The 21955-nt window shown below is 50.1% G+C and carries 27 protein-coding genes and 4 tRNA genes; 26 read left to right on the forward strand and 5 right to left on the reverse strand.

The genetic code is table 11. The annotated features are described in order from the left end of the window. Positions 1-224 precede the first annotated feature (224 nt). From FWE06_07945 to FWE06_08010, 14 genes are read left to right on the forward strand one after another with little or no spacing between them, the layout of a single operon-like run. A complete protein-coding gene (locus FWE06_07945; protein ID MCL2547104.1) occupies positions 225-653 on the forward strand; it encodes a hypothetical protein in 429 nt (142 codons plus the stop codon). A gap of 3 nt (positions 654-656) precedes the next feature. Then, on the forward strand, positions 657-1115 hold the full coding sequence (locus FWE06_07950; protein MCL2547105.1) for a hypothetical protein: 459 nt from the start codon (positions 657-659) through the stop codon (positions 1113-1115). Then, on the forward strand, positions 1093-1596 hold the full coding sequence (locus FWE06_07955) for a hypothetical protein (protein MCL2547106.1): 504 nt from the start codon (positions 1093-1095) through the stop codon (positions 1594-1596). The genes FWE06_07950 and FWE06_07955 overlap by 23 nt, the downstream gene beginning before the upstream one ends. Beyond that, on the forward strand, positions 1593-2168 hold the full coding sequence (locus FWE06_07960) for a bacteriophage Gp15 family protein (protein MCL2547107.1): 576 nt from the start codon (positions 1593-1595) through the stop codon (positions 2166-2168). Before FWE06_07955 ends, FWE06_07960 begins: the two co-directional genes overlap by 4 nt. A 6-nt stretch (positions 2169-2174) precedes the next feature. Beyond that, complete coding sequence (locus FWE06_07965; protein ID MCL2547108.1) at positions 2175-4058, forward strand: hypothetical protein; 1884 nt, start codon at positions 2175-2177, stop codon at positions 4056-4058. Then, positions 4059-4439, forward strand: coding sequence for a hypothetical protein (locus FWE06_07970; GenBank protein ID MCL2547109.1), 381 nt, complete (start codon positions 4059-4061; stop codon positions 4437-4439). After that, positions 4436-6157, forward strand: coding sequence for a hypothetical protein (locus FWE06_07975; protein MCL2547110.1), 1722 nt, complete (start codon positions 4436-4438; stop codon positions 6155-6157). Before FWE06_07970 ends, FWE06_07975 begins: the two co-directional genes overlap by 4 nt. Beyond that, on the forward strand, positions 6154-7047 hold the full coding sequence (locus tag FWE06_07980) for a hypothetical protein (protein ID MCL2547111.1): 894 nt from the start codon (positions 6154-6156) through the stop codon (positions 7045-7047). The genes FWE06_07975 and FWE06_07980 overlap by 4 nt, the downstream gene beginning before the upstream one ends. A 10-nt stretch (positions 7048-7057) precedes the next feature. After that, positions 7058-7366: a hypothetical protein gene (locus tag FWE06_07985; protein MCL2547112.1), complete on the forward strand. Its 309-nt coding sequence runs from the start codon at positions 7058-7060 to the stop codon at positions 7364-7366. After that, entirely contained in the window at positions 7341-9086 is a 1746-nt protein-coding gene (locus tag FWE06_07990; GenBank protein MCL2547113.1) for a hypothetical protein, read from the forward strand. Before FWE06_07985 ends, FWE06_07990 begins: the two co-directional genes overlap by 26 nt. Next, positions 9083-9523 (forward strand): hypothetical protein, encoded by a 441-nt coding sequence (locus tag FWE06_07995; GenBank protein MCL2547114.1) that lies wholly within the window; start codon positions 9083-9085, stop codon positions 9521-9523. Before FWE06_07990 ends, FWE06_07995 begins: the two co-directional genes overlap by 4 nt. 18 nt (positions 9524-9541) lie before the next feature. Beyond that, complete coding sequence (locus FWE06_08000) at positions 9542-9835, forward strand: hypothetical protein (protein ID MCL2547115.1); 294 nt, start codon at positions 9542-9544, stop codon at positions 9833-9835. Further along, positions 9836-10018 carry a hypothetical protein gene (locus tag FWE06_08005; protein MCL2547116.1) on the forward strand — a complete coding sequence of 61 codons (183 nt, stop codon included), beginning with the start codon at positions 9836-9838 and terminating at the stop codon, positions 10016-10018. It abuts the gene before it with no gap. A gap of 4 nt (positions 10019-10022) precedes the next feature. Then, positions 10023-10832 (forward strand): N-acetylmuramoyl-L-alanine amidase, encoded by an 810-nt coding sequence (locus tag FWE06_08010; protein MCL2547117.1) that lies wholly within the window; start codon positions 10023-10025, stop codon positions 10830-10832. Between the two features lie 41 nt (positions 10833-10873). Here FWE06_08010 and FWE06_08015 read toward each other — a convergent pair whose 3' ends face one another. Next, positions 10874-11113, reverse strand: coding sequence for a helix-turn-helix domain-containing protein (locus tag FWE06_08015; GenBank protein MCL2547118.1), 240 nt, complete (start codon positions 11111-11113; stop codon positions 10874-10876). Between the two features lie 114 nt (positions 11114-11227). On the opposite strand from FWE06_08015, the gene FWE06_08020 reads away from it, so the two are divergent. The 11 genes from FWE06_08020 (at position 11228) to FWE06_08070 (ending at position 19405) form a co-directional block, all read left to right on the forward strand. Next, on the forward strand, positions 11228-11521 hold the full coding sequence (locus FWE06_08020) for a hypothetical protein (GenBank protein ID MCL2547119.1): 294 nt from the start codon (positions 11228-11230) through the stop codon (positions 11519-11521). A gap of 108 nt (positions 11522-11629) precedes the next feature. Further along, entirely contained in the window at positions 11630-13069 is a 1440-nt protein-coding gene (locus FWE06_08025) for a hypothetical protein (protein MCL2547120.1), read from the forward strand. A 5-nt stretch (positions 13070-13074) separates the two neighbouring features. After that, positions 13075-13839: a conjugal transfer protein TraX gene (locus tag FWE06_08030; GenBank protein ID MCL2547121.1), complete on the forward strand. Its 765-nt coding sequence runs from the start codon at positions 13075-13077 to the stop codon at positions 13837-13839. A gap of 109 nt (positions 13840-13948) precedes the next feature. After that, complete coding sequence (locus FWE06_08035; protein MCL2547122.1) at positions 13949-14488, forward strand: folate family ECF transporter S component; 540 nt, start codon at positions 13949-13951, stop codon at positions 14486-14488. Beyond that, complete coding sequence (locus tag FWE06_08040; protein MCL2547123.1) at positions 14478-14999, forward strand: ECF transporter S component; 522 nt, start codon at positions 14478-14480, stop codon at positions 14997-14999. The genes FWE06_08035 and FWE06_08040 overlap by 11 nt, the downstream gene beginning before the upstream one ends. Next, positions 14986-16305 (forward strand): glucose-6-phosphate isomerase, encoded by a 1320-nt coding sequence (locus tag FWE06_08045; GenBank protein MCL2547124.1) that lies wholly within the window; start codon positions 14986-14988, stop codon positions 16303-16305. Before FWE06_08040 ends, FWE06_08045 begins: the two co-directional genes overlap by 14 nt. Positions 16306-16388: 83 nt before the next feature. Next, on the forward strand, positions 16389-16808 hold the full coding sequence (locus tag FWE06_08050; GenBank protein MCL2547125.1) for a hypothetical protein: 420 nt from the start codon (positions 16389-16391) through the stop codon (positions 16806-16808). 318 nt (positions 16809-17126) lie between these two features. Further along, on the forward strand, positions 17127-17924 hold the full coding sequence (gene rsgA / locus FWE06_08055) for a ribosome small subunit-dependent GTPase A (protein ID MCL2547126.1): 798 nt from the start codon (positions 17127-17129) through the stop codon (positions 17922-17924). Between the two features lie 155 nt (positions 17925-18079). Continuing rightward, positions 18080-18403, forward strand: a complete 324-nt coding sequence (locus FWE06_08060) for a PadR family transcriptional regulator (GenBank protein MCL2547127.1) — start codon at positions 18080-18082, stop codon at positions 18401-18403. Next, positions 18396-19127, forward strand: coding sequence for a DUF1700 domain-containing protein (locus tag FWE06_08065; protein MCL2547128.1), 732 nt, complete (start codon positions 18396-18398; stop codon positions 19125-19127). Before FWE06_08060 ends, FWE06_08065 begins: the two co-directional genes overlap by 8 nt. A gap of 20 nt (positions 19128-19147) precedes the next feature. Next, positions 19148-19405, forward strand: coding sequence for a hypothetical protein (locus FWE06_08070; GenBank protein ID MCL2547129.1), 258 nt, complete (start codon positions 19148-19150; stop codon positions 19403-19405). 154 nt (positions 19406-19559) lie between these two features. Here the strand turns inward: FWE06_08070 and FWE06_08075 are convergent, their stop codons facing one another. The 4 genes from FWE06_08075 to FWE06_08090 form a co-directional block, all read right to left on the reverse strand. Then, complete coding sequence (locus FWE06_08075) at positions 19560-20342, reverse strand: SDR family oxidoreductase (protein ID MCL2547130.1); 783 nt, start codon at positions 20340-20342, stop codon at positions 19560-19562. A 164-nt stretch (positions 20343-20506) separates the two neighbouring features. Beyond that, positions 20507-20582: transfer RNA gene (locus FWE06_08080), tRNA-Val, on the reverse strand. Positions 20583-20650: 68 nt separating this feature from the next. After that, positions 20651-20725 (reverse strand) — tRNA-Glu (locus tag FWE06_08085). Between the two features lie 120 nt (positions 20726-20845). Next, positions 20846-20922, reverse strand: a tRNA-Met gene (locus tag FWE06_08090). 740 nt (positions 20923-21662) lie between these two features. Here FWE06_08090 and FWE06_08095 point away from each other — a divergent pair. Continuing rightward, positions 21663-21747 (forward strand) — tRNA-Tyr (locus tag FWE06_08095). Positions 21748-21955: the final 208 nt, after the last annotated feature.

Consider the following 21955-nt stretch of genomic DNA (forward strand, 5'->3'; position numbering starts at 1 on the left):
ATATTCACAAAGCAATCAAAAAAACCAAAGGGCTGCGCCCTTTGGAAACCGTCGATGAAATCTGTGGGGCGGGTCTCTTCGCCCCGTTGCTGTTCGTTGGACTTGACGTCGCAACAACGCGCATACAAGCGTGCGTTGTGCGAGCTAGAAAAATATCCGGTTGGTGTGATGGACATGGAGCGTTGAGGTAACCGCACCTTACGCGTGAGATGGGAGTAATTTCTATGAGTAAAGACAAGGCTGTGTTGGAGTGGTTGAGCGGGAATGAAGAGTTAAAGGCATTGCCATTGTTTGGGTTTATGCAGGAGGATTTGTTCGCAGCTTGCATAGTGCCGACAGCTTCAGCGGCGGCAGTAGCCGAGCATTTAGACGGCAGCCGGGTGCGGCAGTATTCGTTTATGCTGCGCTTGCAGGTGCCGTTGTCGCAGACGCATGACGATGTTAATGCCGAGGCAATGGCGGCGATGCGGGACTGGCAGGATTGGTTAGATGTACAGCAGTGTGAAGGGAATTTCCCCGACTTTGGGGACAAGTGTCGGTGCTATGAAATTCAAAATCTCGCGAATATGCCGCAGGTGACGGCGACGTATGCTGACAATGGGCGGGCGGTATTGCAGTTCCCCGCCACGATAATTTATATGGAGGAGAAATAGGCTATGGAAAAGACGAAAAAGTATTTAAATTACTTGTTCATTAATGTGGGGCAGAGCGCGACAGAGTGGGCGCGTATCGGCAAGTCTGTCGAGTGGACAGATAGCATGAATCCACAGGTGGATACCTTTGATTATATCGAAGATAGCGCACCGACGAGTGAGCTGGCACACTATAATCCGAGCACATCGATGCCGCTGACGGCTTATGTGGGCGACCCGGTATATGACTTTGTGTTTGATTTATACCGTACGCAGGCTGTGGGCAGTAATGCGGTGACGCAGGCATTGCGGGTGTATCAGCAGAAGCAGGGCAATGCCAATGTGGCGACGCTGACAGATGTGTTGGTGACGATTGACAATTATAACATTGCTACGGGTGTGATTACATTTACTTTGGCACAACGCGGCACGCCGACGCAGGGTTCTGCGGAGATTGAAGATGGGGTTGTTATGTTTAGTTAGTATTTTCGTTTGTAAGGGCGACTGTCCTGAGTCGCTCGTTGATATGGAATTGGTGCGGCGCGGCCGCGGACGAGTGGATTTGGGCGGATATGGAAAACCGCTCCTGCGAATGACGGAGGAAATTTTTATGTTTAGGCGGAAACGCAAGGATAGCATTACTGTGAAATTTGGCGGGCCGAGGTCAGTTGTGGTCAATGAGCAAGTATTTGTTTGCAAAATGGCGGATATTGATATTATGGAGCAGATTTTGGCGTTGCAGGGGGAATTGTCCGGTATTAAAGAGGGACAGACAGAAGAGATTTTGGCTGCGACCCGCAAGATGATAGGGTTGATTGATTTGATGCTGGGTGAGGGTGCGACGGGAAAAATCTTTGGCAGCAATCCGGTGTCGTTGCATGACGCGGTGGGGGTGACGGGAGAGATTGCGGCACAAGTGATTGCCGTCTATAATGACGCGGCTTGTGCGGCGTATGGCGTATGAGTTTTTCGTTGAGCCGTCCGTTGGGTGACATACTGCCGTCGATGGTGCGGTGGCAGGATGCTATGTATGAAGTTAACGCCGACTTTCGCGTGATTTTGAAGATTTTGCGGTTGAGTGGTGATGAAAGTGTGCCGTCACCGCAGAAAGTTGCGTTGGCCACGCGGATGTTTTTCAAGGATAACCATGCGCCGGAGGATGTGTTTGGCGCAGTGGGCGCGTTTTTGTCTAATGCAGAATGCAAGGCTGAAAATTTGGGATTATCGGATGACGAGAGTGGCGTGGCATTTTGTTATGAGTTTGACGCGGCAGAGATTTTTGCTTCGTTTTGGGCGGTGTATGGCGTTGATTTGCTGCAGGTGGGCTTTATGCATTGGGTCGTGTTTCGGAAGCTGTTGGCGGCATTGCCGGATGACTGTGCGTTCCAGTGCAAGTTGCGGTTGCGAGAACTGGACACTTCGGCGTTGAGCGGTGATGAGCGTCAGCGGGCTGAGGCGGCCAGGCTGAGTGTGGCATTGCCGGAGACGGCACGGGAAAGGCGGGGACGCGAGGCGTTTGAGCGTATTTGGGGGTGATTTATAGTGTCTTTTGATGGCAGGGTTGTTGTTGGGGTTGAAATTGATTCGGAGCAGCTGCGGCGGGGGTTGGAGACAATTGCGGCACTGACAAAGGCCGGCGGTAAGTTGGCGCTTGCCAATATGCACGGTATTGGTGCGGCGGTAGCGCATGTGGGTGCGGGGATAATTTCGATGTCGCGCGAGAGTGTTGTTGCAGCGCGTATCGCGATGGATGGACAGGTGCGGCAATCCGGGTTTGCGCAGGTGGGTGTCAATATGTCGCTGGGTGTTGCGGCAGGCGTAGGTGCCGGTATGCCGGCGGTGGCCGCGGCGGGGCAGCGCGTGGTTCATAACGTGCGCACCGCCATGATGCAGGCGGCGCGGATTTCGTCGCCGTCGCAGGTAATGCGAGATATTATCGGGCGGAATTTGTCGTTGGGTGTTGCGGCGGGCATTGCCGACGGTGAGAGTGAAGCTGTGCGGGCGGCGCGACAGTTGGCACAGTCGATTTTATCGGCGTCGCAGGAGTGGATTAACAACGAGGCGTTCTTTGGGCGGTTGGATACCGAGGGGCAGCTGGAGGCCTACCGTGAATTGCAGCGTGTGTTTGCGGCGGGCAGTGCCGAGCGGCTGCGCATTGAGCGTGAGATCCATACGCTGGAACAGCGGCGGTTGGCTGAGGTTGATCGAGCGCGCGCCGATGCATTGGCAGCGGAGAGGCAGCGTATTGGTGATGAGGCGCACTTTGGACGGTTGGATATTGAGGGACAACTGGCGGCTTATCGCGAGCTGCGGAACCAGTTTGCCGAAGGTACCGAAGAACGGCGGCGTATTGAGCGCGAGATTCATACATTGGAACAGCGGCGGCTGGCTGAAATTGATCGTGAGCGAGCTGACGCATTCGTTGAGGATAGGCAATATATTGCCGATGAGGTGCGTTTTAATCAAATGTCACTGACGGCACAGTATAATGCGTGGTTAGATGTGCTATCCCGCTATGGTGAGGGTACGCGGGAGCATGAGCAGGCGTTGCGGCAGTTGCGGGAAGTGATTCTGTCAATTGACAACGCAATTGACAGCTTAAATGCTTCGTATGATACGGCGTTGGCGCGGCGGACACAGCAGTTGGTTGACAGTTTCGGATTGTTTGACGCGCCGCGGGAGCAGGGATTTGTTGAAAGCGGGCAGATTATGGCCAATCTGCAAGACCAGGTGCGTTTGCTGGAAAATTGGGCAGGCAATCTGGCGGAATTGTCGGCACGGGGCGTGCTCGACGAGCAATTGCTGGCCGACTTGGAGCGACTGGGACCGCAGAGCAATGCGCAGGTGAAGGCGTTGTTACGCATGAGCGATGAACAATTAGAGCGGTACAACGCGCTGTATTTGGAGCGATTGCGCATTGCTGAGGCGCAGGCGACTGAAGAGTTGCGCGGGATGCGTGAGAGTCTTGACAGACAAATTGAATATCTGATGGTGAGCAGTGTGGCGGCGGCACGTGAGGCTGAGAGCATCGGTGCGGCGATGGCAAGTGGTATTGGGCTGGGCGTGGAAAAGAGCCGCGACGCATTGCGTGATGTGATGCTGGATGTGATTGACGATATTGCCGAAGAAGTGCTTGATGCTTCGGGGTGGACATTGTTGACGGGCATGATGGACAAGCTGGCCAACCAGATGGCGATGCGGCGCCGCGATGACTGGAGTTTGTTTGAAAACGGTGAGCAGTTTCTCCGGCATACGGCACGCGCGATGGTACCGACATCCTACAATGCGTTAGCGGCGCAGAGCGCACAGCAACCGGCGATTCAGGCGAATTTTACCGTTGAGGCGACAGGCAGTACGCGGCGGTTGGTAGAGCTGCTGGGATTGGAATTGCGGCGTGTGGAGCAGTTGAATGGGGGGTGGTATTGAGTGAGTATCATGAAGATTGACGGCGTTGAATATAACGTGGGAGAGTTGCGCCCGGTGGTGCGGCAGGCGCCGCAGGTTGTTGACCAAGTGACGGCGGGTGTGTTACAGAGCGGCCGTGAAATCTGCGACATTATCGGCACAAAGTATGACTTTGAGATGACGGTGGAGCCGCGGTCGGGGCATGATTACAACGAGTTTTACCTCGATGTGACTAAGCCGTTGGCGCCGCGGGTTGTGACGCTGCCGTTCGGCGATGAGACACTGACATTTCCAGCGCGGATTGTTGTTGAGAGTGACATGTTACGCGGCGTGAAGAACGGCAATCGTTGGGGTGGATTGCGCCTGCGAGTTGTTGCGATGGAAAGCGTGAGGCTGGCATGAGCGCGATGTTGCTTTATCGCGATGTGTCGCCGACGGCGAGCCAAGATGTTGCTGCCGACGCTTACGGGCAGGCTGATTTTTCGATGCTGCCGATATTGTTTGATGAGTCGGCAATATTTACACGGGAGCAGACATGTGAGCATAACGGGCTACTGCTGGATGGTGAGGCAGAGTATTTTGATTTGAGCAATGCTCATGCGCTGTGGAGTCAAGAGTTGAGTGACGCGCAGGGATTCTTTGCGCAGCCGATTGTGCTGGACATGCAGTTTGAGGAGCGGCAGTCGTCAGTGGGCTTGACATTTCATTTTGACATAGAGAGCAATCTCTTTGCGACGGATATGCACATCTCTTGGTATCGCGGGACGGAATTGCTGGCGCGGCGCGGATTTGCGCCGAATGCGGTTGCTTTTACAACGGCACAGGTGGTTCAGAATTATGACCGCGTGGAAGTTAGTTTCTTTCGTGTCAACAGGCGATTTTCGCGATTGAGGCTGCAATCGGTACTGTTTGGGATTGTGCGGGCATTTGGATCCGACAATTTTTTGATGCGGGGCTGTGAGGTATATCAGGGATATGACCCGGGGCATCGGGCGCAGGTGATTGACAGCGCGAATTTTTCACTGATTGCCGACAATGCCGTGCCGTTTTTATTTGCGCGGCATCAGTCGTTGCAGCTATTTTGGGGCGGCAAGTTGTTTGGTACGTATCGGCTGGAATCGGGGCAAGTGCGGCGCGGTGAGGGGCATAGCCGTGTTGATATCGCAGCGGTGTCGACGTTGGGACTGTTGGAGACGCTGTCGCCGTTTCACGGTGACTTATATTTTGGCGAGAATGCCGATGTGTTGGCACGGGCGATTGTCGGTGATGAGGTTGCCACTCGGTTGGATTTGTCTCTGGTCGATAAACGGATTTGGGGCTGGATTCCGTGGGGTAGCCGGCGGGAGGCGTTGACGCAGTTATGCTTTGCGTTGGGGGCGTATTGTCGTGTTGAGGCAGACGGCAGCTTAGCATTGCTGCCGCAAGCGGAGGGTATTACGCGTGTGGTTGATGCTGACCGTTTGTATCGTGACGGCGTGCTGACGCATGAGACGGCGGCGGCAGTAGAGCTAACAGTGCATCACTTTTCGCCATTGGCGGCCGATGGTCTGGTGACGTTGTTTGAGGGCGAGATTGAAGGTGAGCATTTGGTGGTGTTTTCGGCGCCGCATTTTAACGTGATTGTACATAATGCTGAGGTGCTGGATGAGAGTGCCAACCATGTGCGTATTCAAGGCAATGGTGGGTCGTGCAGTGTGCGCGGGTTGGCGTATCGGCATTCGACATCGGTTGTGCGGCGGGAATATCCAGACGCAGGTGGGCGTGAGCGTACTGTTGAGGTGCAGAATATGTTGCTGTCGAGCTGTGACAGTGACGATATGAAGTTTGAACGGCTGTTTCGGGCTGCTGCTGCCGATTGTCGTTATGAAGGTGATATTTTACTGGTTGATTCGCCCAAAGATATGCCGTTGGTGAATGTTGGTGAGCGCGTGGTAGTTGGCGGTGTTGACGGATTTGTGTCGAGGCTGCAATTACAATTTGGACACCGGCGTATTCGCGCTGCGGTGCAGGTTGTGGGCCGGGCGGCCGACGGTGTGACGCATGATGCGCTGCGTGGCGGGACTCACGATGTGTTAAGCGAGAGGACACATAGTGAGATTAGATATGGGGTGAATAAATGAGGTTTACAGAGAATTACAGGCTGCGGATGCCGCAGGGATTTGAACAGTATGACATTGACGACCACAACTATAATTACCGGCGTGTTGATGAGGCGGTCAGGTCGGTGGAGCGGGCTGTTGAGGCATTGGATGTGGTTGTGAGAGAATGCGGATGCGACGATATGGAGTTTGCCCATGCCGTTGCAGTGGCTGAAATGGCGAAAGTTGTTGCCGGCAACGCCGCCGAAACAGTGCATAGACACGCAGGCAACGTAGACAATCCGCACCGCGTGACGGCGGCGCAGATTGGGGCAGACCCTGAGGGCAGCGCGGCAGCGGTGCAAAGCAATCTTGACAGTCAACATGGGCGTGTATGGTTTGCGCGGTCAACAACGGATGTCGCTGACCGTGCAAAAATAGCAACGCTTGACGACGGACAGCCGCCTTTTGTGCTGAAAGAGGGTGTGACTGTTGCGGTGTTTTTTGAAAACGCAACAAATACCGCTGAAGATGTTTGGCTAAACATTGGCCGAACAGCGCCGCTCGCAGTTGTTTGGGAAAATAATGTTGGGTTGGCAGGGCCGGTATGGAGGGCGAGAAAAACGATTCTGTTTACGCTGGGCATCAACAACCGATGGCATATTCTTAACCCGAATATAAGCGCGCATATGCTGCAGCCCGGCGCGACGGCGGTGACGGGAACATTTGCGGCGGCGAGCGGGGTGCAAGCTGAGATTTCGTTGGGGTTTGTGCCGAGTCGAGTTTTGTTTTGGCAATGGTTTTCGGCAAGCGCAGAACCGAATCCAAGCCCCGTTGTGCGGGGTGCGCAACTGCATCCCATGACAAGCGCGACGCGCTTTTGGGCAACGCCGAACTTTTCCGGAACTGCCGAGTACATAGCATTTAGATGAGGAGGCGATGATGCGAGAATTTTACATTCAGCCCGATAAGACGACGTCCAACGTGCCGTTTGACAATATTGACGGCTGGTGGGTCGAGGGCGATTTGGCGGATAAAATCATGGAACTGATGCCGCTTTTTGCTTTCGTGACTGATGAAAGCGGCAACTTGATCGATGTGACAGAAATGGAGCGCCCAGAAGATGAACATGCTGAAGTTTGGCCGATGATGACGATTGATGACTTGGTTATCGAAGTGGCCAGGATTTCGGCGCAGTTAGACAATTTGGTTGAGAAAGAGAAAAGTGGGGTGGATTGTGGGTCGGTTTAACAGACGCGATGTGCGGGACAGAATAGTGGAATTTCCGCGCCGTTATATATTGCGTGACACGGCGACGGGTGCGGCGGGACAGATCGTAGATCTTGAGCCGCATCCGGGCAAGGTGGTGCAGGAGGGCACAAAAATTAACCGCGCGCACGCGCAGCCGATAGAAGATTGGTTGGCCGAAACGCCGCAAATTGCGCCGGCGGTCGGTGCTATTCCGATTGCTGATGCACGGCGCGAGATTGGATTGTGGCAAAATTGCGTTGAGTTGACGGCAGCGGTCGACATTGCGGAGGGTGACGGCGTGCGTATGACCAACGATGGCGTAGCGGTGGTTGGGGCGACGTATTCGTTGGCGCCGTCAGTGCGGCTGGCGCGTGAAGACGGGTTGTCGGCGTTTTCTGATGGGTCGGTGATTTGCGGGGAGGCGCAGGACAGTAATAGTTTTTTTGTAGCGCGGGAATTAAGTGGCGATGTTGTGTTGGAGGTATGGCGTGTGCCGGCAGGCGGTGTTGGGTTAGAGCGGTTGAGTGTATGGACGCTGCCGCGATTGCCGGGCATGATGGATGGGCAGGCGAGTCTGTTTTCGGCGTGCATTGACGGGCAATGTGATGACCTTGACGGCAGCGGTAATATTGGAATGCTTTTATATTACGCAGAAGACCGAGAAAGGGATCGAAGGGGGTATTTTGCACAGCCCTTTCGCATCGTAAACAATCAGATTGCCATTGGGTTACAAGCTGAAGCTGTGTTTGTTGGCGTGATGGGCGGCAATGCGCCGGCGGCAGTTGTGGTAGTTGATAAAGGTCGATTTGTGGCGATGACGGGCGATGACATGTGCTTGCTGGAAGTGATAGCTGATGCAGGCCGGCTATCGGTGGACATATTAAGTCGTTTGCCGGCACCTCATAGGCCGAACGGTGGTGGAATTTCGGCACAGTTGGCAAGGATGTCAGACAATCGCGTATTGATAATAACGCATGACAGCGGAACAAGGTTGCGTGCGCGGGTGGTTGATGTGATTGGCGATGCACTCCAAACGATTGGTGACACGCGGGATATTGGCAGTGATACGCCCGGTGGTATGTTTGTTGCCAACTTTGTCGTGCCGATTGCCGACAATGTCTGTGCTTTATTGAGCGAGACGAACACACCAGGCGGCGTCAACCGTGAGCCGCAGCGGATACATATTTTGCGCGTTGAAAATGGACAGCTGCAAATGACAGCAAGTGCTGTTACGGCACGGACAAGCGGCGTAAAGCCGTTGACAGGCAACCGATTTCTCAATTTTCACACTGAGAATGCCAACGGTACGGGCGCAGTGATGGCGACGGCGTATACGTTGACGGAGAGCGGTGCCTTGGCGCCGACGGCAAGCCATCGTGCGTCACCAGCCAATTCGCTGTTGAATGGCAGCATCTATATTATGCCGCACAACCCGTTTGTGGTATTGGGCGCAGGCGGGCACTGGGTGACGTGGTGGCACAGTGACGAGTTGGATCAATTGCTGGGCATTGCGGCAGAGAATATTGCGGCAGGCCAGCGAGGGTTGGTTGCTGTTGCGCCGGGGCGTGTGGCGGCGGTGCGGATTCCGACAGATGATTCGGCGCGGGTGTTTTTGCTGGGCGGCAATTTATATGTGACGGAGCAGACAGACTTGGATCTGCTAGCGGTCGGATTTCGTGATGCTGACGGCACATTGATTTTCACAGGTGGTATGGTATGATGCCGTTGGTTTACGACCGCACTGATAGTGATGTGCAGCAAGCACGGGTGATTTTGGCGAGCGGGCGCAACGCTGCCGAGCGGCTGAAAGGCTGTTATGACCATGTTGACCGCAATCGTGTAGGATTGGCGGTCAATGAATTGGCGGCATGGATGCGGATAAATGGCTATCGTACGAATGCGCGCGGGCTAACCGATTGGCGGCAGGATTCGATGGTGACACGTCAACGTGGCGAGATGCTGCTGGAAAGTGTGGCGGCAGTGCGGCGCGACTTTGTGACGTTTCTTGACACACCGAGGTTGCCGGATAGTTTATTTGTCATGAATCACCACAACGCTAACGCGTTGGAGCGAGTGTTGGCTGATTTGCAGGAGATGGTTTCGTGGATAGAACGGAATCGGGATATGTACTTTAGCGATATTACATTCTATCAATGATTTGAGGGGAGAAGAGCAATGACGCGAACACAAGGAGAACGCATTGCAGCGTTGGAAATGTCAGTGGAAACGGCACACAAACGGCTGGATGACCAAGCCAGGATTTTGGAAAATATGCGTGAAATAGCGGTAGCGATCAAGGGGATGCTGGGCGAGATGCAGTATATGCGGGGAGACATTGATGCTATTAAGATTGATGTGGAAATGCAAAAGGCTAAGCCGGGCAAGCGTTGGGAAATCATGGTGGAGCAACTGATTGCATTGATGTGCGCAGGCCTGATTGGCGGATTGTTAACTCGGCTGTTTCTGTAAATGATGTGGAAATCATTTTGGGAGGACCTGAACATTCGCAAATGCATGGTATTGGTCATTCTGGGGCTTTACGGCTACGCCATGCACACGACGGGGCAGGATTTGGGCGTTCGTGACATGCTGTTGATGGCATTGTCATATTATTTCGGGTATTCGAACGGACATAAGCAGAAAAGAGGATAATTTTATGAGTTTTACAATTCAAGATGCAAATTTGCGTTTTACAAACAATCAAAATCGCGGCAACACGACCAATACGATTATTATTCACCATGTTTACGGGCGCGGTACAGTGCGCGACATTCATCGATGGCATCAAGGTCGCGGATGGTCGGGCATCGGCTATCATTTTTACGTCGATTTCGACGGCTCAATTTGGCGGGGACGCGATATGCGACATGTCGGAGCGCACACCGTCGGGCAGAATAATACGTCGGTTGCCATCGTTGTCAACGGCAACCACCACACCAATGACCGCGTGAGTGACGCTATGTTTAATGCACTGGTTTGGCTGGTCGGGCATATTCGAAGCGTGTATGGAAACTTGTTGGTACGTGGGCATGATGAGTTTGCAAATACAAACTGCCCGGGACGGCATTTCCCGATGGCACGGCTGTGTGAGGCCATCAGCGGCACGACAACGCCGCCGTTGACGGTACGTCAACAACCTGTGCTGCACACCGTTAACACGTCAACGCAGCCGCTGAACGTGCGTGCTGCGCCGTCGAGCAACGGCAATATTTTGGGCACATTTGCACGCGGGTCTCGGGTGGCGGTGACGCGCCGTGACGGCGACTGGCTATGGGCGACCAATGGTAGGTTGACGGGTTGGGCGAGCGCGCAGTTTCTGCGTGAGCTGAACGGTGAAGAATCGGTGCGGCATATGGCAAGTTTAGGGCTGATCGATTCGCCCGATTATTGGATTGGGCAGCTGCCGAATGTGCGGCATTTGGATACAGTGTTTAACCGCTGGGGGGCAAGCCTATTGATGGGATAGATAGAAAAAGCGTCGTTCGGCTATTAAACCGGACGACATTTTTATCGGCCAAACAAATCATTTAGCGATACATTCAATACTTTTGAAATGGCGTCAAGTTCGATGTCGGTTACTGTACGCTCGCCGCTTTCGACTCTTGATATAGAACCGCGACAGATGTAGACGGCCTCCAGCTCCAGCTTTTCGGATAGCTTTTTCTGGCTGAGTCTCATTTTAACACGAGCGTTTTTAATGCGCTCGCCTGTGATATTATTTCGATTTCCATCAATAATTCTTGACATGTTTACACCCCTTTGTCTTGACATAGGACAAAATTAGTGTATACTGTAAAATTGGAAGAAGATGTCCTGAAACAGGACACAACCAGAGTGTTTTGAAGTTAGGAGGATGTTTATATGACCGACCGGGAATATACGGCTCTTATTTATTGTCGAGTTTTCCATGTGGAGAATGACAACGGTGATGCGTATACCGATGGAATTATGAAGATGCTTGATACGTTGCATCAACGCGAGCAGACTGTATTGCATCATTATTACCGATATGGAAAAACACTGGAACAGGTAGGAAATGAAATCGGACTGGCTAGGGCAAGTGTTGGGGCTATTCGCAAAAAAGCGATCATTAAGCTACGGCACCCATCTAGATTGAGAAATATGAGCATGACAAACATTAAAAATGGTAAATAAACATATATCCAAATCGTTCGGCTGCATTTTGCAATTGGACGATTTTTTGGTTTACATTTAGAAAAGTTTATGGTATACTAATCGCAAATGACGCGGGACGGTGACGGCATGAGATCACAAACACCCAAGTTGCGCTGGCTGGTGGCGATTTTGACAATCGCTATCGGCTTAATTTGCGGTTTTATGGTTGGGTTGATACTGACTGAGGAGCGCTTTGACGTCATGATGCGCGATTGGGTCTATGTTGTGGGCATGGTGCTGGCGATAATATTGCCGGTTTTCTTTTTGGTGTTGGGCAGTTTACTGCCGCTTTGGATGAAAGGCAATTTATCTGCTGTTTGGTGGCTGGGGCATGGACGCATTAGACTCAAAGGCGGCTCAAAAAAGCACGAAAAGTGCAAAAATAAGCAGGCACGGGCATTTGTGGTCTTTGCTACGCCGCTCGATAATTTGCGTCCAGAGATGGTAGAAACGGCCATCCGACGGCAGCGAAAACGCCTGTGGCGTGGCACGTTGTGGGCGATTCTTTCGCTGGTTGTGCCCGTCTATTTTCTCGTTTATATGGCGACAACCGTCACCTACGCTATGCAATGGCCGGTATTGATTCTGCCGTTGCTGTATCTGCTGAGCTTGCTGACGTTGATTGCTGCGGGGCACGCTGAACGCGATGGCGTTTCGGGTGCTCTGCGCCAGGCTAAGCAGTTGGAGCAGAACCGCTTATGGGCGCTGACACAGCTGTGGGCCGACCAGCGCCTTCACTATCCCGACAAAGATATGTCTTGGCTCAACCATGTCTGTTTGAGCCAACTGGTCGAATGTGATCTGGAAGATGCGTTGAATTTGCGTGCTGCCGATATACTGCTGACCGACCTGTTGGCATTCCACCGCAACAAGCCTTGCCCCGCACCATTGATGCGCGTAGTGCGTCATGTTGCGGCAGACCCTGAAAAAGCATTCACAGTCGGCGGTGAGGCGGTGATTCCGCTGCTCTACCACGTAATCCACGGCTATGCGACAGGTGAGAATACACGTAAAATTGCTATGCAACTCTTTGATGCCGCTGTTGATTTGACATATGACACTGATGTCGGACGCTATAACATTATGCAGACTGAGCATATCATGCGCGAGGCAAATCATGCGGCAGAACTGGCTGACGAAAAAATCATTGCGCCGTTTATCGGCTATGCGTATTACACGTGCTTTCCGCAGTTCTATATTGTGCAACGGGAGCTCAATCGCAAAGTCAGCGGTAGATTGAGACGGCGGCGCAAAAAGAATTCGGCTGAGTTTGTAGGGCGTGATGACGTCGTTGCACCGTCTGAACAAACCGCCGAATCGTTCGAAGCTGAAGCCAATGTCGAGTCTCCTCAATCTGATGATATACGACAAGAATTAGATAATGCCGAACCCGAGCAATCTGCTGAATCTGAAATTGTCGATGCATCAAAAAGCGAGCAGCTTGAAGGCGCCAGCGTCGATAACGATGAGACAATCGACTGGGCGGCCATTGATGCCGATAACGAAGCCGAAGAAACGGACGAATAGCGTACATGTCATCACTCGTCCTTAAAATGATTGCCGTTGTTACCATGCTTGTTGATCACATTGGTGTTATTTTATTTAGTTGGCAGCCCGAGTTTGCTTTGCAGTTGCGCATGGTCGGGCGTTTAGCGTTTCCGATTTTTTGTTTTTTAATTGCTGAAGGGTATATCAGGACACGCGATGTGCCTAAGTATGCTTTCCGGTTGCTGCTGTTGGCGTTGTTGTCGGAAATCCCATACGATATGTTTGTCAATCTAAACAGCCATTCATTGATTTTTATTGATTACAATGCGCAAAATGTCTTTTTCGCATTGCTGCTTGGATTGTTGGCCGTTTGGGCCATTGATGTGAAAACCAAATTGCACAGACCTGCGGAGGGCTGGACGATTGCGGTAGTTTGTATGCTTGCGGCGGCACTTATCCGTGCCGATTACAGCATGTTTGGTGTGGCTTGGATGGTAGTATTCTTTGTGTTTCGAGGCAAGCACAGCAAACTCATTGCCGGCTTTTTGATTGTTTTGGCGGTGCGGTATATCTTAGCTCTTGTTGGGTTTCACTTGGGCGATATGCTTATTGGACGCGAATTTATCATAGCGCCAAGGAGCTGGCAAGTCGAGTGGGCGCAAATCAATTTAATCGCCGGTTTGGCATTGCCGTTGATTTTTTTGTACAATGGGCGCAAAGGGTATAATAGCAAATGGGTGCAATGGGGCTTCTATGCATTCTATCCGTTGCATATGGTGATTTTACTTGCCATTCATCGGCTGATGTGATATAATAACAGCTTACCGAACCAGTAATAGGATGATGGAAATTGTCCTGTAAGTGAAAAATGGGTGGATTATCATCCTTACGAAATCAAATCACCAAGGAGGACCAACTATGCTTAAGCGTCAAGACATTTATCGCCTTTGTCTCGCTGCGCTCTTTGTGGCGATGCAGATTGCAGCAACACGTTTGTTAGGATTTAATACGCCCGACGGACTCATCCGCATTAGCCCGAACCTGATAGTTGTGGGATTAAGCGGATGGGTATTGGGGCCTGCCTGGGCGATGGGCGTAGCGATGACAGGCGACTTGCTGGGGTTTGCGCTATTTCCATCGCCATTCGCCATCATACCGCTCATCACTGTGGCAATGGGGTTGCGCGGCTTTATTTACGGTGCGTTTTTGTATAAACGTGAGGTGTCAGCATTGCGTAACTATGCGGCAATCTGGACGGAATGGTTGGTTTGCAGCATGTTCTTGACGACATTTGCATTGTCGCAGGCGTTCGGCAATCCTTTTTGGGCGGTGCTGTCGACACGCGTGATACCGTCAACGATTATGATGATTGTTTCTATGGTATCGCTCACCGTTTTGATGCACGCGCTCAAAAAGCCATTGGCATACATGGGAGGCACATTGTTGCATGAGAGCTAGAAGCCAAGCGCAGCGCATTACGCTGGCAGCAGTCTGTGCGTCAATGGTGTTTCTCGGCACCTTTTGGATTCGGATAAATTCGCCGATTGGCATCATGCATGTGGGCGATGGCGTAATCTTTATGGTTGCTGCTGTGCTTGATCCGGTCAGTGCCATGTTTGCCGCTGCTATTGGGTCGGCATTGGCAAATTTGGCGGGTGCGGGCGGACCAATTTTTATTCCGGCGACTTTGATTTCCAAGGGGTTGTTGGCGTACTTTGCCGCCGTCGCCATTCGTCGTATTAAAAATCACGCGGCATTGGTTGGCGCGTTTTTTGCGTTGCAATTTGTGTTGGTGTTGTGTCTGTATTTTGTCTATCAAGCATTTATCTTCTCACCTGCTGCTGCTATCGGGCATTTGGTGCCCTTTGCCATCCTGCAAAACCTCTTGGGTGTTACGCTCGGCGCTATCGTCGTTCCCGTCATGAAAAAAATAAATCTGAACTTGGAGAATTATTATGATAACGGTTAAACTAAACGGCATTTTTCCTTTCGTTAGTCAACAAGAAGTTGATGCGCTTGCGCCAGAGCTTGCCGCCGCGCATGATGCATTGGCAGATAAAACTTGTGCCGGTGGTGAATATACTGGCTGGCTGACCTTGCCATACGACTACGATCGTGAAGAGTTTGCATGCATTGAGCAAGCGGCGGCAGACATTCGCAAGCACTCAAAGGTGCTTGTCGTTGTTGGTATTGGTGGCTCGTATTTAGGGGCGCGGGCAGTTATTGAGTTGCTGCATTCGCCAAACTATAATCTAATGGCCGATACGCAAATCTTCTTTGCCGGCTGTAATCTGTCAGCAGACGCGCTTGACGAACTGACACAAATCATCGGCGAGCGGGATTGGTGCATCAATGTCATTTCAAAGTCCGGTACAACGACAGAGCCGGCCGTGGCATTTCGCTACCTGCGTGCGAAATTGCGTGAAAAATATGGCGATAACGCCAATAAGCGCATTTACGCCACAACCGATAAACAGCGCGGTGCGTTGAAACAACTCGCCGACAGTGAGGGCTATGAAACTTTTGTCATCCCCGATGACATTGGCGGACGCTTTTCAGTGCTGACTGCCGTGGGATTGCTGCCCATCGCCGTCAGCGGTGCAAACATTAAAGCCCTTATGCAGGGCGCGCAACAAGCTGCTGCCGTGCTCGATATCCGCGATATGAGCAATCCCGCATGGCAATACGCTGCAGGTCGGAATGCCTTGCTGCGCAAAGGCAAAACCATCGAAGTTTTAGGATGCTACCAACCACACTTCCGCATGATGGTAGAGTGGTGGAAACAACTTTTTGGCGAAAGTGAAGGCAAAGATGGTAAAGGAATCTTCCCCGCCGGTCTCGAACTGACCGCCGACTTGCACTCTATGGGACAGTACATGCAGGATGGCATGCGTAACGTGATGGAAACAACCGTTGCGCTGGGACAATCACGTGCTGAGGTGACGCTGCAAATTGAGCAAGGAGATGGCGACGGGCTGAATTTCTTGGCGGGTATGACGCTTGATGAAATTAATGAAAAGGCATTCCAAGGCACATATTTGGCGCACATTGACGGTGGTGTGCCAAATATGATTATTGAAGTGCCGAAACGAGGAGAAGAGAATCTTGGTGCATTGATTTATTTCTATGAGTTGGCATGCGGGCTGTCGGGATTGTTGCTGGGGGTCAATCCATTTGACCAGCCCGGCGTGGAAGATTATAAGAAAAATATGTTTGCCTTGCTTGGAAAACCAGGGTTTGAAGCGCGGCGTGCGGCGTTGGAATCAAGGCTATAAATTGTAAATTCGGGGCTTGATTTTTACGGCAAATTATGGTATGATGAAACCAAGTTCAACAATACTTAAAGGAGGAATCTGCCATGGTTCGTGTGGTAATGGGTCTCCGCGGGGCGGGCAAGACCAAACAGCTGATTGCACTGGCGACAGATGCATCGCAAAACGGGAAAGGGCAAGTTGTTGTTATTGAGCGAGGAGAAAAATTGCGGAGTGAAATTCATGCCCGCACGGCACGATTGATTGATACAAAATCATACGATGTATGTTCATACCAAGTCCTGCGCGGATTTATCACGGGACTTTACGCCGGGAATTATGATATTTCGCACTTTTTTATTGACAGTTTATTTAAGATTGTTAAGAATGATGATATGGCAGAATGCGAAAAGTTCCTGGATTGGGCAACGAGGTTTGGCAAAGAGAACGGCGTTGAATTCTGCACGACAATTAGTGCCGATCCAGCCGACGCGACTGCTGCGGTGAAGAAATATTTTATGCAGTGAGTCGCTTTATAAGACATACACATACTGAAATTAACAGCCTTTTGTAATCGTTGCGGTTATAAGAGGCTGTTTTTAATGAATTGTTTCGCCTTTGTCGATCTTTTTCTTGACAATCGATGTGCGATATCATATACTATAATCAAGTTTATTCATGAGAGGAGGAATGTTTTATGAAAATTTTGGTGATTCAAACGTAAATAAAACGCAAAGCAATCTGGATACTGCATACTTCCGTAGACTTGCAGCCGATGGCTGTTTTGTCTGCGGCATTTTTGTGTCCAAACATCAAAAAAATATTTCAAGGTGAGGAGAAAAACTATGGTAGACTTGAAAAACTATGGCTATATCGAAAACAATCAGTCCACCGATGGCACGATTCCCGGGCGCGTGACTGAGGTTCATCGCGCGCAGTATATCATCATGACAGTACACGGTGAGGTGTCTGCAATATTGAAGGGCGCATTTTTGCACAAGGCAGTATCGCGTGCAGACCTGCCCTGCGTCGGAGATTTTGTGTTGATTCAATACAACAATAGTGGTGCATCACGCATTGTCAAGTTGTTGCCGCGTCATTCAAAATTTTCGCGTTCCGACTCTTTTGGGCATGGGTATGCTCACATCAAAGCCAACGGCGAGCAGATTATCGCAGCTAACTTTGATTATGTGTTTATTTTGACATCCCTCAATCATGACTTCAATGTTAAGCGTGTTGCGCGTTATGTGACACAGGCGCGCCGGAGCGGCGGATTGCCCATTGTAGTTCTGACAAAGTCGGATCTCGTTGAAAGTTTTAGTCAGGAAATAGTTGCTGTGCGGGCACTTGATGTACCTGTTCACGCGGTATCCACTTACACGAAATTTGGGATGAGTGCGCTGGATGAATATTTAGCCCCTGGAAAGACTATCGTTTTTCTCGGCATGTCCGGTGTGGGAAAATCGTCGCTGCTCAACTATCTCATGGCGCAAGAGGTTATGGCAGTGAAGGGTATTCGCAAGGACGATAGCCGCGGGCGGCATACAACGACGCATCGACAACTGTTCATGTTGCCATCCGGGTCGATGGTCATCGATACGCCGGGAATGCGTGAACTTGGATTATTTCAAGAATCACATTAGCTTTAATGTCATAAAAGTGTTTAGAACCCGCTTATATAGCGGGTTCTAAGATTTATTTAGTTTTTTCAAAAAACGTATTGACAAATATATGTAACTATTATATAATGTTTAATAGTGGCCGATGGGCGCTACAGAACAAATGAAAGAAGTTGCTTATGAATATACAATTCAAAAAGGGCGTGTTAGAGCTTTGCGTGCTGTCACTGTTGGCCAAACGTGATCGCTATGGATACGACGTGTCCGAGTCGCTGTCCAAGCACATTGACATCTCAGACGGAACGGTCTATCCCATCTTGCGCAAACTTAAAAGCGACGGGTTTGTAACAACCTATCTTGTTGAAGAAAGCGGCGGCCCGCCACGCAAATACTATTCACTCACCGATTTAGGGCAGGAAGAATTTATGCAAACACGCGATGAATGGCTGAATTTTGCTGAAACGATTAAGAAATTGATAAAAGGGGAATTGAACGATGACTAAGCAAGAATATCTCGCCGCGCTGGAAAAAGCGCTGAAATCGATTAACACAAATGAGGCCGCCGACATTTTAAATGAGTATGAAGAGCATTTTAATCTGAAAATCGCTGATGGATATAGCGAAGCAGAAACGGCTGATCGTTTGGGTACGCCGGAAGAACTGGCGGTGCAATTTAAGGAAATCACGCCGCGTGTGTACGGTCGAGTGGGCACGAAGATTGTGTTGGGGATAGGATTTTTCTTTTTAAACAGCATGTTGGCTATTCCGCTTATTGCATCGCTATACGCGATGATTATCTCTTTGGGCGCGACAGCTATTGCTGTAGGTGCAGGTGGATTGTTTATGGTGGCGGGACTGGGTCGTCCCGGCTCGTTGTTGAGTGACTATGTCGATACACTCTATATGCCGTATCTATCTTCGCTGTTATTAGGGTTTGCGCTGTTGGCATTGGCAGCGTTAGCGGTCATTGGAACGATTTACTGTCTGCGATATGCCAACCACCTTGTCAAGAATTATATTGGTTGGCACAAAACAGCTTGGACAGGGCGCAAAAAGCCGCCGGCATCGCTGCATCCCGTGATTGCGCCGAAAAGACGTCGATTGATGCGCACGATTGCGCTTATTTCGTTAATTGCGTTTGCCGTAACTTTTATTGCAGGGACTGTGTCACTTGTGATTGCTGCCGGTGAGATCGAATTTTGGCATGCCTGGCAATGGTTTGAATAAAAAAGCAGGAGTAATGCACCATGAACATCATGCTCAAACACGTTCTGCGTGATATTCGCCCGAAAAAACTTCTCTCGATGTTAGTTATCTCTTCTGTGGTCGTTGCATCATCGCTGTTGTTTGTTTCGTTATCGGTGACTGATGCCGCATCACAAGGCAATCTCGGCGAACAATTTACACTCGCATTTTCTTTAGTTTTCCTTGCAGCGTCGGGAATGTGCGTCTTTATTATTTCGTCAAGTTTTCGTGTCATTGTCGCAAGTCGGCTTGAAACATGAGGCACTTTCCGTAGTGTAGGAGCATCAATTTTATGTCTCTTTAAGATTGCTTTCGCTTTTTCGAGCAGGACTGAGAGGGAGCATGGCTTTATGAGGGTTCGCACTGGTGCGGGGGTTGTTGAGGGATTTGTTTTTAAGTTAATGTAGAAAATGCTTATAATACGAAGCTGCCACCAAAGCCTTCACCTTTATCACTTGCGATTATTTGCCCTGTAATGCATTTTGCATAATCGCTGTGTAAAAACAATGCCAAATCTGCGGCATCGTTTGGTGTACACCAACGGCTTGTATCGCCGGGGTAGTAGCCAGTGTCATTAGGACCGGGATTTATGGTGTTAATTCTTATATTTCGTTTTCCCAAATCTGTCATCGCTTGGCGACAAAGATTACTGACTGCTTCTTTTGCAACACAATAGGGGATTTCGTTTGTCATGGGGCCATTGGCTTGCCCACTTGTAAACAACGTAACGGCATTCGCTTTGGCTGTATCAACTTGTTTGGCAAATGCTTGAATCATCAGCATATAAGCGCGGATATTAACAGAAAAATGCGGGTCTAAATTTTCTTCCGTCCACTTGCCTAATTCTAATGTTGTTCCATAACAATGATTCAAAACCATGCCATCAAGCCCGTTCAGTTTTTGTGCGGCTTCCTCAACAACTTTTATCGCTGTGCCTTTTTCGGTAAAGTCTGACGGCGTAATTAACATTACATTTAAGCCCATGTCCGCTAACTTCTTCGTCACGTTTTCCGTGCCGTTTGGTGTGGCTGAATTATTGCAACCAACCGACATATCGTAAATCGAAAAACCATGAACGGCTACAACCGCACCAGCTTCTATAAATCTTTTGGCAAGCGTTGCGCCAATACCCAAAGGGCGGCTTACGCCAGTAATTAAAATCTTTTTACCATCAAGTCTGATTGAGGTTTTATCCACGGATTTTGCTCTCCTAATACAAATTTTCTACATCTATTCACAAATCATATAGCAGACGCATAGCGGCTTAAAATACCGTTGTGGCACACCACGCGCCTTGCTTGCCACAGCTAAAAAGAGAAGATGTTGTTAAAGATTTTCAAATCCCTTAACAACATCTTCTCTGGTGGACGCATAGGGACTCGAACCCCAGACATTTCGCACGTGAAGCGAACGCTCTACCAACTGAGCTATGCGTCCATAAGCAGGGCGAGTCTCTGTCTGTTCAAAACACAAAAGGGGTCCCCAAGCGAAAAGTCGCTTGGGGATGGTGACCCGTACGGGACTCGAACCCGTGTTGCCGCCGTGAAAGGGCGGAGTCTTAACCGCTTGACCAACGGGCCATAACACGTTCTTGCATACCCCTCGCAAAGCTTGCTTTGCGAGGATAAGGGGGAGGAAAGGAGTGGACGCAGCTTTCGTATTTTGTGCGGAAACGGAGCATAGCATATTGTACCCCGACGTGGTAGCGGCAGCAGGATTTGAACCAGCGACCCCCCGGGTATGAACCGAGTGCTCTAGCCAACTGAGCTATACCGCCACATAACCTCGCTTTTCAGCGTGCTTTGCCATTATAGCGCAAGCCAATAGGCTTGTCAAGGCTTTTTTGCAGGTAAATATAAAAAACTTTAAATTCGCCAATCAAATTAGAATTGAATATATTATAGCTGGACATTTCACTTGTGGGAGGATATAATTTTTTTATACAAGTGTAGCGTAGAGAGCATAATCTCGGAGGTTGTATGGACTTTTACCACGGCACGAAAATAGGCGGTCTGATTGAATTGAAACCTTTTGGGTTGCCCAGCTCAAATTTGACTGTGCCTGCAGTGCATTTAACAACGAAAAAACAAGTTGCGTTGCTTTTACAGCAACTATAAATCCTTGCCCTTTAGCTCACCAATGCTTGATGTACGAGAGGATGTTGTTGTATATCAGGAAATGCACCCTGGGGTGCTAAAACTGTCATTAAAGATGTGAGCGGTTATATCTGTTGTGTTGGCGAGTTTGAGATAATGGCGTTAAATCGGCTGCTGTATCTTATTGAGCCTGTGCCGATAGCCGATATTGAATAATCCGAAGCATCCGCAGTATGATTTATTTCAGGAAAAATTTCCGAAATATTGGGCAGAAGCTGGGGTGCTGAGTGAACGTGGTTTAATTGTAGTAGACGATATAGCAATATCTGCTGGGTGAGGTTAAAATGTATCGTTATGAAAATGAAAAATAAGCCTTGACAATGTCTGTGCGATATGTTATAGTACCTAGGCAACTTGATGTGGGAGAGTTCCCGAGTGGCCAAAGGGGACAGACTGTAAATCTGCTGGCTAAGCCTACGGTGGTTCGAATCCGCCCTCTCCCACCAAAATTTTCTATGCCCCTTATAAGTGTTCGCACTTCGTGAACCCTCATAAGGGGCATGATGTTTATTTATATAATGTAATGTAGAGAATTTATATTTTGTGTATAAGCCCCTCAAACCTAGTGTTTGCAAGGGGCTTGTCACTAGCCCGCTCCTAGTTCAATCTGCGTTTAACTGCTAGGCAGCGAGTAACTCAATGGCGGTTTTGAGT

It is taken from the genome of Oscillospiraceae bacterium (assembly GCA_009780275.1).
Classification (GTDB): domain Bacteria; phylum Bacillota; class Clostridia; order Oscillospirales; family UBA929; genus WRAI01.

Coding starts and splice junctions, on each gene's coding strand:
- FWE06_07945 (MCL2547104.1), top strand. CDS start 225: ATGAGTAAAGACAAGGCTGTGTTGGAGTGGTTGAGCGGGAATGAAGAG.
- FWE06_07960 (MCL2547107.1), top strand. CDS start 1,593: ATGAGTTTTTCGTTGAGCCGTCCGTTGGGTGACATACTGCCGTCGATG.
- FWE06_08070 (MCL2547129.1), top strand. CDS start 19,148: ATGAACATCATGCTCAAACACGTTCTGCGTGATATTCGCCCGAAAAAA.
- FWE06_08040 (MCL2547123.1), top strand. CDS start 14,478: ATGAGAGCTAGAAGCCAAGCGCAGCGCATTACGCTGGCAGCAGTCTGT.
- FWE06_08020 (MCL2547119.1), top strand. CDS start 11,228: ATGACCGACCGGGAATATACGGCTCTTATTTATTGTCGAGTTTTCCAT.
- FWE06_08045 (MCL2547124.1), top strand. CDS start 14,986: ATGATAACGGTTAAACTAAACGGCATTTTTCCTTTCGTTAGTCAACAA.
- FWE06_08050 (MCL2547125.1), top strand. CDS start 16,389: ATGGTTCGTGTGGTAATGGGTCTCCGCGGGGCGGGCAAGACCAAACAG.
- FWE06_07955 (MCL2547106.1), top strand. CDS start 1,093: ATGGGGTTGTTATGTTTAGTTAGTATTTTCGTTTGTAAGGGCGACTGT.
- FWE06_08005 (MCL2547116.1), top strand. CDS start 9,836: ATGATGTGGAAATCATTTTGGGAGGACCTGAACATTCGCAAATGCATG.
- FWE06_07950 (MCL2547105.1), top strand. CDS start 657: ATGGAAAAGACGAAAAAGTATTTAAATTACTTGTTCATTAATGTGGGG.
- FWE06_08035 (MCL2547122.1), top strand. CDS start 13,949: ATGCTTAAGCGTCAAGACATTTATCGCCTTTGTCTCGCTGCGCTCTTT.
- rsgA (MCL2547126.1), top strand. CDS start 17,127: ATGGTAGACTTGAAAAACTATGGCTATATCGAAAACAATCAGTCCACC.
- FWE06_08060 (MCL2547127.1), top strand. CDS start 18,080: ATGAATATACAATTCAAAAAGGGCGTGTTAGAGCTTTGCGTGCTGTCA.
- FWE06_07995 (MCL2547114.1), top strand. CDS start 9,083: ATGATGCCGTTGGTTTACGACCGCACTGATAGTGATGTGCAGCAAGCA.
- FWE06_08000 (MCL2547115.1), top strand. CDS start 9,542: ATGACGCGAACACAAGGAGAACGCATTGCAGCGTTGGAAATGTCAGTG.
- FWE06_08065 (MCL2547128.1), top strand. CDS start 18,396: ATGACTAAGCAAGAATATCTCGCCGCGCTGGAAAAAGCGCTGAAATCG.
- FWE06_08010 (MCL2547117.1), top strand. CDS start 10,023: ATGAGTTTTACAATTCAAGATGCAAATTTGCGTTTTACAAACAATCAA.
- FWE06_07985 (MCL2547112.1), top strand. CDS start 7,058: ATGCGAGAATTTTACATTCAGCCCGATAAGACGACGTCCAACGTGCCG.
- FWE06_08030 (MCL2547121.1), top strand. CDS start 13,075: ATGTCATCACTCGTCCTTAAAATGATTGCCGTTGTTACCATGCTTGTT.
- FWE06_07980 (MCL2547111.1), top strand. CDS start 6,154: ATGAGGTTTACAGAGAATTACAGGCTGCGGATGCCGCAGGGATTTGAA.
- FWE06_07975 (MCL2547110.1), top strand. CDS start 4,436: ATGAGCGCGATGTTGCTTTATCGCGATGTGTCGCCGACGGCGAGCCAA.
- FWE06_08025 (MCL2547120.1), top strand. CDS start 11,630: ATGAGATCACAAACACCCAAGTTGCGCTGGCTGGTGGCGATTTTGACA.
- FWE06_08015 (MCL2547118.1), bottom strand. CDS start 11,113: ATGTCAAGAATTATTGATGGAAATCGAAATAATATCACAGGCGAGCGC.